General features: G+C 72.5%; 1 protein-coding gene. It reads left to right on the top strand.

The window, feature by feature from the left end; all coding sequences use genetic code 11:
• Window positions 1-12: 12 nt before the first annotated feature.
• A partial coding sequence (locus ABZU75_RS41715) for an SDR family NAD(P)-dependent oxidoreductase (protein WP_355567421.1) occupies window positions 13-12,300 on the top strand: 12,288 nt, incomplete at its 3' end.

Here is a 12,300-nt window from a genome sequence, read left to right as displayed (position 1 = left end):
CTGGAGCGGCGGTTGTCGGCCGAGGGCGTGATGCGCTGGCAGTTGGCCGGTGCGGACTTCGCCGCGCATTCGCCGCAGGTCGAGCGGTTCCGTGACGATCTGCTGGTGGACCTGGCGGAGGTGGCGCCGCGTGCGGCGCGGGTGCCGATGCTGTCGACCGCGACCGGGCAGTGGCTGGAGGGCACGGAGCTGGATGCCGGCTACTGGTATGAGAACGTGCGGCGGACGGTGGAGTTCGGGCCGGCGGTCGAGCGGTTGCTGGAGGAGCGGTATCGGGCGTTCGTCGAGGTCGGCCCGCATCCGCTGCTGACGTTGGGGATCGAGCAGGCGGTGGACGAGGCGGGGGTCACCGCGGTGGTCGCCGGGACCTTGCGCCGCGACGAAGACGGCATGGACCGGGTGCTGGCCTCGGCGGCCGAGTTGTTCGTCCGCGGGGTGGCGGTGGACTGGCAGAGTGCGCTGGAGGGTGGCCGCCGGGTCGACCTGCCGACGTACGCCTTCCAGCACCGGCGTTACTGGCCGAGCGGGGTGCGGATCGCCGATGCCCGAGGGCTTGGCCTCGCCGCGGCGAGGCATCCGCTGCTGGGCGCCACTGTCGGGCTCGCCGACTCCGACGGTGCACTGCTCACCGGCCTGATGTCGGTGCGCGCGCACCCCTGGCTCGCCGATCACGCGGTGGCCGGTACGGCGCTGTTCGCCGGCACCGGGTTCCTGGAACTGGCGATCCGGGCGGCGGACCAGGTCGGCTGCGACCGGGTGGAGGAACTCACCCTGGCCGCCCCGCTGGTGCTCGCCCCGGACGGCGCCGTCGCCGTCCAGGTGGTGGTGAGCGCATCCGACGAGACAGGCCGCAGGAACCTGGCGATCTACGCGCGGCTCGCCGACGCGCCGGACCAGCCCTGGGTGCGGCACGCGGCCGGCGTGCTGGGGGTCGGAGCGCGTACGGCGCGGTTCGACACGACCGTGTGGCCTCCCGTCGGTGCGATGCCCATCGCATTGGACGGGCTGTACGACGACCTGGCCGAGGGCGGCGTGGCCTACGGGCCCACCTTCAAGGGGTTGCGGGCGGCCTGGCAGCGCGACGGGGAGATCTTCGCCGAAGTCGAGGTGCCCGAGCAGGTCGGTGACGCCGGACTGTTCGGCCTGCATCCCGCCCTGCTGGACGCGGCGTTGCAGCCGGCCTCGTTCATGGACCTGGTGGAGCCGGGCCAGGGGCGGCTGCTGTTCTCCTGGGGTGGCGTCTGCCTGCACGCCAATGGTGCTTCGGCGTTGCGGGTGCGGCTGGTCAAGACCGGAAGCGGTTCGGTGTCGCTGGCGGCGGTGGACGCCGAGGGCGCGCCGGTGCTGACGGCGGAGTCGCTGGTGTTCCGGCCGGTGTCCGCGGACCAGATGCTCGCCTCTGGCGGCCAGGGGCTGGAGCGGGACGCGCTGTTCGCGCTGGAGTGGGTGGTCGCGCCCACGATCGTCTCTCCGGTGGACGCGGTGGCCGGGCTGGACTGTGTCGAGCTGGACTGGTCAGAACCGGGCCGGCCGGGACTGGGTGACCTGCGCTGGGCCGAGCCGGGTCAGGCCGAGCCCGCGGGCGGTCGCGTCTCGCTGGACCGGGTGCCGGACGTCGTGGCCGTCGAGATCGGCTCGCCCGCCGAGGCGGGCGGGGCGTCGGCGGCACAGGAGCTGACCGGCCGGGTACTGGAGCTGCTGAGACAGTGGCTGGCCGATGACCGGTTCACCGAGTCGAGGTTGGTGCTGGTCACCCGGGGCGCGGTCGCCGGCGGGGAAGACGAGATGGTCACGGATCCGGCGGCGGCCGCGGTCTGGGGGCTGGTACGCGTCGCGCAGACCGAGAATCCCGACCGCTTCGTGCTGGTCGACGTGGACGAGCGGGAGACCGGGCTGTCGGCGCTGCCCGAGGCGCTGGCCTGCGGCGAGCCCCAGGTGGCGATTCGCGAACACGTGGTCCGCGTTCCCCGGTTGGTCCGCCTGACGCCGGCTGGAGACGGCACGCAGCGGCTGGATATCGACGGCACCGTTCTGATCACGGGTGGTACGGGTGGTCTGGGGAGCAACCTGGCCCGGCATCTGGTGGCCGAGCACGGGGTCCGGCACCTGCTGCTGGCCGGCCGGAGGGGCCTGGACGCTCCGGGGGCGGTGGAGTTGCAGGCGGAGCTGATCGCGCACGGGGTCGAGGTCACCATCGCCGCCTGCGACCTGGCCGATCGGGACCAGGTGGCGGAGCTGCTCGCCGGCGTGCCGGCGGAGCACCCGCTCACCGCGGTCATCCATACCGCGGGCGTCCGTGACGACGGCATGATCCCGTCGCTGGACGCGCAGCGACTGGCCAATGTGTTCGGGCCCAAGGCCGACGGCGCCTGGCACCTGCACGAGCTGACCCGGGATCTCGATCTGGCCGCCTTCGTCATGTACTCCTCGATGGCCGGGCTGGCCGGCGGCGCGGGGCTGGGCGGCTACGCGGCGGCCAACGCCTACCTGGACGCGCTGGCCCAGCACCGTCGGGCCCAGGGCATGCCGGGCCTGTCCCTGGTGTGGGGACCGTGGGCGGCGGATGCCGGCATGGCCGGCGAGCTCTCCGAGACGGACCTCCGCCGGCTGACGGCCGCGGGGTTCCACCTGTTCTCCTTCGCCGAGGGCCTGGCCCTGTTCGACGCGGTCCTGGGCTGCGACACGCCGGTGGTCGCACCGGTCCGGCTCAACCTGCCGGCGTTGCGGGCGTTCGGTGAGGTGCCGCCGCTGTTGCGCTCGCTGGTGCGGGGCACGCGCCGTACAGCGGCGGCGGCCCCGGTGTCGGGTGCGGACGGGGCGTTGCTGCGGCAGCTGGCCGGGCTGGCCCCCGCCGACCGCAGCCGGCTGGTGATCGAGCTGGTCCGGGCACAGGCCGCCACGGTGCTGGGACACGCGTCCCCCCAGATGGTGGAGGTGCGGCGGGAGTTCCGCGAGCTGGGCTTCGACTCCCTCACCGCGGTCGAGCTGCGCAACCGGCTGAACGTCGCGACCGGGCTGCGACTGCCAGCCACCCTGGTGTTCGACTACCCGACCCCCGTGGTGCTGGCGGAGTTCCTGCTGGCCGAGCTGCTGGGTGAGCACGGTGATGTCGTCGTCCCGACGGCGATCGCGTCGGTGGCCGACGACCCGATCGTGATCGTGTCGATGGCGTGCCGCTATCCGGGCGAGGTGCACTCTCCCGAGGATCTGTGGCAGCTCGTCACCGAGGGGCGCGACGCCATCTCCCCGCTGCCGGTCGACCGTGGCTGGCAGGTGAACGGCGACCTGGACTTCCAGGGCGGCTTCATGCCCGACGCCGCGGAGTTCGACGCCGGGTTCTTCGGGATCTCGCCACGTGAGGCACTGGGGATGGATCCGCAGCAGCGCGTTCTGCTGGAGACCACCTGGGAGGCGGTCGAGCGAGCGGGGATCGACCCGCTGTCGCTGCGGGGCAGCGACACGGGCGTCTACGTCGGCGCCAGCGGTTCCGGCTACATCCCGTCGGACGAGGCCCGTGGCTTCATGGTGACGGGCCAGGCGGGGAGCGTGACCTCGGGCCGGCTGTCCTACACGCTGGGGCTTGAGGGACCGGCGGTGACGGTGGACACCGCGTGCTCGTCGTCGCTGGTGGCGATGCACCTGGCGGCGCAGGCGCTGCGCGCGGGTGACTGCTCGCTGGCGCTGGCCGGTGGTGTGACCGTGGTGGCCACGCCGATGGGGATCATGGAGTTCAGCGCCCAGGGCGGGCTGGCCGCCGACGGGCGGTGCAAGTCCTACTCGGATGCCGCCGATGGCACCAGCTGGTCCGAGGGCGTGGGCATGGTGGTCCTGGAGCGGCTGTCCGACGCGCGGCGCAACGGTCACCAGGTCCTGGCCGTCCTTCGGGGCTCCGCGGTGAACCAGGACGGCGCGTCCAACGGGTTGACCGCGCCCAACGGTCCTTCGCAGCAGCGGGTGATCCGTCAGGCACTGGCCGGTGCGGGCTTGACCCCCGCCGAGGTGGACGCGGTGGAGGGCCACGGCACGGGCACGGCGCTGGGCGACCCGATCGAGGCGCAGGCGCTGCTGGCGACCTATGGTCAGGATCGGCCGGAGGACCGGCCGCTGCTGCTCGGATCGCTGAAGTCGAACATCGGTCACACCCAGGCGGCCTCCGGCGTGGCCGGTGTGATCAAGATGGTCATGGCGATGCGGCACGGCGTGCTGCCCAGGACGTTGCACGTGGACGAGCCGTCCTCGCACGTGGACTGGGCCTCGGGCGCGATAGAACTGCTGACCGAGCCGGCCGAGTGGCCGCAGGCCGATCACCCCCGCCGGGCGGCGGTGTCGTCGTTCGGAATCAGCGGCACCAACGCCCACGTGATCATCGAGCGGATCGAAGCGCAGGATGCGGAGTCCGAGGGCCAGGAGTTCGAGAGCCGTCCACCCGCGTCGGACGGTGCCGTGCCGGTCCTGGTCTCCGGCCGGTCGGCGGAGGCGTTGCGGGCGCAGGCCGAGCGGCTCGCGGCGTACGTGGACGGCGAGCCCGGTCTGCGACTGGCCGATGTGGCGTTCTCGACGGCCACCACCCGCTCGGCGTTCGAGTATCGGGCGGCCGTGGTGGCCGCCGACCACGCGGGTTTGGGGGCCGGCCTGCGGGCACTGGCCGAAGGCCGGCCGGGTGCGGGCGTACTGCAGGGGCCGGCCACGGCCGAATCGAAGCCTGCGGTGCTGTTCACCGGTCAGGGCAGCCAGCGGGCCGGGATGGGTCGGGAGCTGTACGACCGGTTCCCGGTGTTCGCCGAGGCGTTGGACGCGGTGATCGCCGAGCTGGACCCGCTGCTCGATGGCCCGCTGCGCGAAGTCCTGTTCGCCGAGCCGGGTACGGCTGAGGCGGGGGCGCTGGATCAGACGGGGTGGGCGCAGCCGGCGCTGTTCGCGCTGGAGACGGCGCTGTTCCGGCTGGTCGAGTCGTGGGGACTGCGGCCGGAGGTCGTGACGGGGCATTCGATCGGGGAGATCACCGCGGCGCACGTGGCCGGGGTGCTGTCCCTGCCGGACGCGTGTGCGCTGGTGGCCGCGCGAGGCCGGATGATGCAGGCGCTGCCGCCGCACGGGGCCATGGTGGCGGTGCAGGCATCCGAAGCGGAGATCGCAGAGCTGCTGGTGGCCGGTGATGCGACGCAGGTGTCGGTCGCGGCCGTCAACGGCCCGACGTCGGTGGTGATCTCCGGGGATGAGCAGGCCGTGCTCGAACTCGCGGCCGCGCTGGCGGAGCGGGGCAGCAAGACCCGGCGGTTGCGGGTGTCGCACGCCTTCCATTCGCCGTTGATGGAGCCGATGCTGGCGGACTTCCGGGCACTGGCCCGGACGCTGACCTTCAGCGCGCCGCGGATCCCGATCGTGTCCACGGTGACCGGTGAGATGGCCACGGTCGAGCAGTTGTGCTCGCCCGACTACTGGGTGGACCAGGTCCGCCAGGCCGTACGGTTCGCCGACGCGGTGCGGGCGCTGCACCGGCAGGGCGTGACGGCCTACCTGGAGCTCGGGCCGGATGGGGTGCTGACCGCGATGGCCCAGGACACCCTGGCCGAGCTCACCGCTCCCGACTCGCCGGCCCAGCTCTCCGACGCCGATCCGGTACTGGTGCCGGTGCTGCGCAAGGACCGGGACGAGCAGAGCGCGATCACGGTGGCGCTGGCGCAGCTGCACGTGCATGGGGTGCCGGTGGATTGGCAGGCGGTGCTCCGCGGCGGGCGCCGGATCGACTTGCCGACGTACGCGTTCCAGCGGCAGCGCTTCTGGCCCGATGGCACCGGTTCCCAGCTGAGGAACGTGGCGGCCGCGGGACTGGCCGCCACCGGGCACCCGCTGCTGGGTGCCGCGGTCGGGCTGGCCGACTCGGCCGGAGTGCTGCTGACCGGGCGGCTGTCGCTGCCGTCGCATCCGTGGCTGGCCGACCACGCGGTGGGCGGCATGGTGATCTTCCCGGGTACCGGGTTCCTTGAGCTGGCGATCCGGGCCGGTGACCAGGTCGGCTGTGACCTGGTGGAGGAGCTGACCCTGACCACGCCGCTGGTGCTGGGCGAGCGGGACGCCGTCGTGGTGCAGGTGTGGGTGGGCTCGGCGGCGGAGTCCGGTCGCCGCAACCTGAGCATCTATGCCCGGCCGGCCGAGGCCGCCGACGAGGAGCCGTGGGTACGGCACGCGGTCGGTGTGCTGGCGGCGGCCGATGGAAGGTCCCGCATCGGCGACATGGTCGGCTTCGACGCGGCGGTGTGGCCGCCGCGGGAGGCTACGCCCATCCAGGTGGACGGGTTGTATGACCAGTTCGCCGCGGGCGGGTTCCATTACGGGCCGGTGTTCCAGGGGCTGCGGGCTGCCTGGCGGGGGGCTGACGGCGCGGTGTACGCCGAGGTCGTCCTGCCCGAGCAGGCGCAGTCGAGTGCGGGTACGTTCGGGGTGCATCCGGCGCTGCTGGACGCGGCGCTGCACGGCGTGACCTTCGTCGGCCTGGACGATGCCGAGGGCGGCCGGATGCCGTTCTCCTGGGGTGAGGTGTGCCTGCACGCCGGTGGCGCCTCGGTGCTGCGGGTGCGGCTGGTCAGGACCGGCGGTGACGCGGTCTCGGTGATCGCGGTGGATGCCGCCGGGGAGCCGGTGCTCTCGGCGCGCTCGCTGGTGCTGCGGCCGGTCGCGGCCGGCCAGCTGGCCGCCGGCAGCGGCCGCGACCCGTACCGGGACTCGCTGTTCCAGCTGACCTGGACGGCGTCGCCCGAGACGCCGGCGGTGGCCGGCACCGAGCTCGACCAGGTCGAGCCGGTCCTGGATCTGACATCGGATCCGGAGGCGGCGCTGGCGGCGCTGGCGGCGGTTCCGGAGGTGGTGACCGTCGCGGTCGGCTCTGCAGGGTATGGCGACGTGGTCGCATCGGTTCACGAGCTGACCACTGCGGTGCTGGGCCTGCTGCAGGCGTGGCTGGCCGATGACCGCTGTCGTCGCTCCCGGCTGGTGTTCGTGACCAGGGGTGCCGTCGCGGCGAGCGAGAGCGAGGCTGTGGCGGACCTGGCGGCCGCTGCTGTGTGGGGACTGGTGCGGTCGGCACAGTGGGAGGAACCCGGCCGGTTCGTGCTGGTCGATGTGGACGGGCAGGAGTCCTCGCTGTCGGCGCTGTCCGGGGTGCTGGCCGCGGCGTCGGCGTTGGGTGAGCCGCAGATGGCGGTGCGCGAGGGTGGGGTGCGGGTGCCGCGGCTGGCGCGGGTGGCGCTCGGCTCCGACCTTGGCGATGACCTGAACGAGGGCGGTACCCGGGCTTGGGATCCCGAGGGCACGGTGTTGATCACTGGTGGTACCGGTGGTCTGGGTGCGTTGTTCGCGCGGCATGTGGTGGCCGAGCGCAACGTGCGGCATCTGCTGCTGACCAGCCGCCGGGGCCTGGACGCCCCCGGCGCCGTGGAACTGCAGGCCGAGCTGATCGCGCACGGCGTCGAGGTCACGATCGCGGCCTGCGACATGGCCGACCGCGACCAGGTCGCGGGCCTGCTGGCCGGGGTCCCGGCCGGGCACCCGCTGACCGCGATCATTCACACGGCGGGTGTGCTGGACGACGGGACCATCTCCTCGCTGACACCGCAGTCGCTGGACATGGTGCTGCGGCCCAAGGTCGACGCCGCCTGGCATCTGCACGAGCTGACCCAGGGGCTGGACCTGGCGGCGTTCGTGGTCTTCTCCTCCCTCGCCGGGGTGATGGGCAACGCCGGGCAGGGCAACTACGCCGCTGCCAACGTCTTCCTGGACGCGCTGGCCCAGCAGCGGCGGGCCGCGGGACTGCCCGCGCTCTCGTTGGCCTGGGGTGCCTGGACCCAGGACGTCGGGATGACCGGCACGCTGGACGACGCCGAAATGCGCAGGATGGCGCGGGCGGGGATGCCGCCACTGTCGCCGGAACAAGGCCTGGCGTTGTTCGAGGCTGCTACCGGGCTGGAGCGTGCGCTGCTGATCCCGGTCCGGCTTGAGCCGTCGGCACTGCGGGCGCAGGGTGCGGTGCCGGCGTTGTTGCGGGGTCTGGTGCGGGGTGGGCGGCGGTCGGCGGCGTCCGGTTCGGTGGTGGCGGCGACGTTGTTGCAGCGGTTGGCTCCGCTCACAGCGGCCGAGCGTGCCGAGGTCCTGGTGGATCTGGTGCGTACCGAGGTGGCCATGGTCTTGGGCCATGCCTCGCCCGGTACGGTGGAGGTGCGGCGGGAGTTCCGCGAGCTGGGCTTCGACAGTCTCACCGCGGTCGAGCTGCGCAACCGGCTGAACGGTACGACCGGGTTGCGGTTGCCGTCCACGCTGGTGTTCGACTACCCGACGCCGACGCTGCTGGCGGAGTTCCTGCTGGCCGAGCTGCTCGGCGAGGACGCCGGCGCGATCATCCCCACGTCCATCGTGCCAGTGGCGGACGACCCGATCGTGATCGTGGGCATGGCGTGCCGCTACCCGGGCGGGGTCACCTCCCCGGAGGACCTGTGGCGGCTGGTCACCGAGGGCGCGGACGCGATCTCGCCCTTCCCGACGACCCGCGGCTGGAGCCGTGACGCGCTTTATCCGGGCACCGAGGGACGAGCCGTCAACTACGTCCAAGCGGGTGGCTTCCTGCACGAGGCCGGGGAGTTCGACCCGGGGTTCTTCGGGATCTCGCCGCGTGAGGCGCTGGCGATGGATCCGCAGCAGCGGTTGCTGCTGGAGACCACTTGGGAGGCGATCGAGCGGGCCAGGATCGACCCGGTCTCGCTGCGCGGCAGCCACACGGGCGTGTTCGCCGGCGTGATGTACCACGATTACGCGAACAGCATGCCCTTCCCGGCGGATGTGCTGGGCTTCATGGGCACCGGCACCGCCGGAAGTGTCGCGACCGGCCGGCTGTCCTACACGCTGGGGCTGGAGGGGCCGGCGGTGACGGTGGACACCGCGTGCTCGTCCTCGCTGGTGGCGTTGCACCTGGCCGCGCAGGCGCTGCGCGGCGGTGACTGCTCGCTGGCGCTGGCCGGTGGCGTGACCGTGATGGCCACTCCGGGGCCGTTCATCGATTTCACCGGGCAGGGTGGGCTGGCCGGCGACGGCCGGTGCAAGTCCTACTCCGACGCGGCCGACGGCGCGGGCTGGTCCGAGGGCGTGGGCATGCTGGTGCTGGAGCGGCTGTCGGACGCGCGCCGCAACGGCCATCAGGTGCTGGCGATGGTGCGTGGTTCGGCGGTGAACCAGGATGGTGCGTCGAATGGGTTGACGGCGCCGAACGGTCCGTCGCAGCAGCGGGTGATCCGTCAGGCGCTGGCCGGTGCGGGCTTGTCCTCCACCGAGGTGGACGTGGTCGAGGGCCACGGCACGGGCACGGTCCTGGGTGACCCGATCGAGGCGCAGGCGCTGCTGGCCACCTACGGCCAGGATCGGGACGAGGACCGGCCGCTGCTGCTGGGTTCGATCAAGTCGAACATCGGTCACACCCAGGCCGCCGCGGGTGTGGCGGGTGTGATCAAGATGGTCATGGCGATGCGGCATGGGGTGCTGCCCAAGACGTTGCACGTGGATGCGCCGTCGTCACATGTGGACTGGTCCTCGGGTGCGGTGGAGTTGCTGACCGAGCCGGCCGAGTGGCTGCGGAACGGTCATCCGCGTCGGGCGGGTGTGTCGTCGTTCGGGATCAGCGGCACCAACGCGCATGTGATTCTCGAGCAGGGGCCGGAGGTTCCGGAACTCGAAGAGGTTTCGCAGGACCGGGCGCCTGCTGTGGGTGTGGTTCCGGTGCTGGTGTCGGGCCGGTCGGTGGAGGCGTTGCGGGCGCAGGCCGAGCGGTTGGCGGCGTTCGTGGATGGCGATGCTGGTCTGGGTCTGGCCGACATCGCGTTCTCGCTGGCGACGACGCGGTCGGTGTTCGAGCATCGGGCGGTGGTGCTGGCCGAGGGTCGTGATGGTGTGCTGGCCGGGCTGGGTGCGCTGGCCGAGGACCTGCCAGGTGCCGGTGTGGTGCGCGGGGTGGCCGCGACGGAGCCGCAGCTTGCTTTCCTGTTCACCGGTCAGGGCAGCCAGCGGGCGGGGATGGGCCGGGAGCTGTACCAGCGGTTCCCGGTGTTCGCGGCGGCGCTGGATGAGGCGCTCGCCGAGCTGGATCCGCTGCTGGACGGGTCGCTGCGGGAGGTGTTGTTCGCCGAGCCTGGTTCGGCCGAGGCGGGGTCGCTGGACCAGACGGGGTGGGCACAGCCGGCGTTGTTCGCGCTTGAGACGGCGTTGTTCCGGCTGGTGTCCTCGTGGGGGGTGCGGCCGGGTGTGCTGGCCGGTCACTCGATCGGGGAGATCAGCGCGGCGCATGTGGCCGGGGTGCTGTCGCTGGCCGACGCGTGTGCGTTGGTGGCGGGCCGGGCGCGGTTGATGCAGGCGCTGCCTGCCGGTGGGGCGATGGTGTCGGTGCGGGCTTCTGAAGAGGAGGTCGCTGAGCTGCTGGCCGGGCGTGAGAAGGAGGTGTCGGTCGCGGCGGTGAACGGTCCGGCCTCGGTGGTGATCGCCGGGGTGGAGGGGCCGGTTCTTGAGGTAGCCGCCACGCTGGAGGAACGCGGGGTGCGCACGAAGCGGTTGCGGGTGTCGCACGCCTTCCACTCGCCGTTGATGGCCCCGATGCTGGAGGACTTCCGCGCCCTGGCCGGCACGCTGACCTACAACCCGCCGCGAATCCCGGTGGTGTCGACGATGACCGGGCAGGCGGCCACCGCCGAGCAGCTGTGCTCGCCGGACTACTGGGTCGACCAGGTCCGCGGCGCGGTCCGCTTCGCCGACGGCGTGCGTGCCCTGCACGCGCGGGGCGTGCGGGCGTATCTGGAGCTGGGCCCCGACGGCGTGCTGACCGCCATGGCTCAGGACACCCTTGCCGCCGAGGATCAGTCCGTCGCGGACTTGGTGCCGGCGCTGCGCGGGGACCGCGATGAGCAGTGGTCGGTCATGTCGGCGTTGGCTCAGTTGCATGTGTGTGGGGTGGTGGTGGATTGGGGGTCGGTGCTCCCGCGCGGGCGGCGGGTGGAGTTGCCGACGTATGCCTTCCAGCACCAGTGGTTCTGGCCTGATGGCAGTGTGGGTGCCAGTTCGGGGAATGTGGCCGCGGCGGGGTTGGTGACGGCGGGGCATCCGCTGCTGGGCGCGACGGTCGGGCTGGCCGATTCCGATGGGGTGGTGCTGACCGGGCGGTTGTCGCTCTCGTCGCATCCGTGGCTGGCCGATCACGCGGTGGCGGGGATGGTGTTCTTCCCGGGGACCGGATTCCTGGAGCTGGCGATCCGGGCGGGTGACCAGGTCGGCTGCGACCTGGTGGAGGAGTTGACGCTGGCGGCTCCGCTGGTGCTGGGCGAGGACGACGCGGTCGTGGTTCAGATCGCGGTGGGTGCGCCGGAGGAGAGCGGTCGGCGGACCTTGGGTGTCTATTCCCGGCCGGTACGGGCCGATGAGGAGGTGCCGTGGGTGCGGCACGCCACCGGCACGCTGGCCACCGGCACTTCGGGTGCCGGTGCTGTGGATGTCGCGTCGTTCGATGCGGCGGTGTGGCCGCCGGCCGGCGCGACCGCGATCGAGCTGGACGGGCTGTATGAGGAGCTGGCCGTCCGAGGGCTGGGGTACGGTCCGGTGTTCCAGGGGCTGCGGGCGGCCTGGCGGGGCGAGGCCGGTGAGGTGTTCGCCGAGGTCGCGTTGCCTGAGCAGGTGGCGTCGAGTGCGGGTGCGTTCGGGGTGCATCCGGCTCTGCTGGACGCGGCGTTGCAGGCGGTGACGTTCGTGGGGCTGGACGCCGCGGCGGGTACGCGGTTGCCGTTCTCCTGGGGTGAGGTGTGCCTGCACGCCGGTGGTGCGGCGCTGTTGCGGGTGCGGCTGGCCAGGGTGGGCGATGATGCGGTGTCGCTGGTCGCGGTGGATGCGGCTGGGGAGCCGGTGGTGTCGGCGCGGTCGCTGGTGCTGCGCTCGTTCTCGCCCGAGCAGCTTGTTGGCACCGGTGGTGGTCGTGGTGTGGAGCGGGATTCGCTGTTCGGGCTGGAGTGGACCGCGCTGGCGGAGGTGCCGGGCGCGGAGACCGGTGCGAGTGTGGTCGAGCTGACCGGGGATCTCGCCTCGCTGGATTCGGTGCCGGACGTGGTCATGGTCACCGTCGGGTCGGCCGGCGCCGAGAGCGTGGTGGAGTCGACTCACGAGCTGGTCGCTCACGCCCTCGGCCTGCTGCAGGGGTGGTTGGCCGATGAGCGGTTCGGAGCCTCGCGTCTGGTGTTCGTCACGCGGGGTGCGGTCGAGGCGCGGGAAGGTGATGTGGTCACC

The organism is Streptosporangium sp. NPDC005286 (genome assembly GCF_040607515.1).
Lineage (GTDB): Bacteria > Actinomycetota > Actinomycetes > Streptosporangiales > Streptosporangiaceae > Streptosporangium.
The sequence above is the reverse complement of the archived record's forward strand: the minus strand, read 5'-3'. Positions and strand labels throughout refer to the sequence as shown.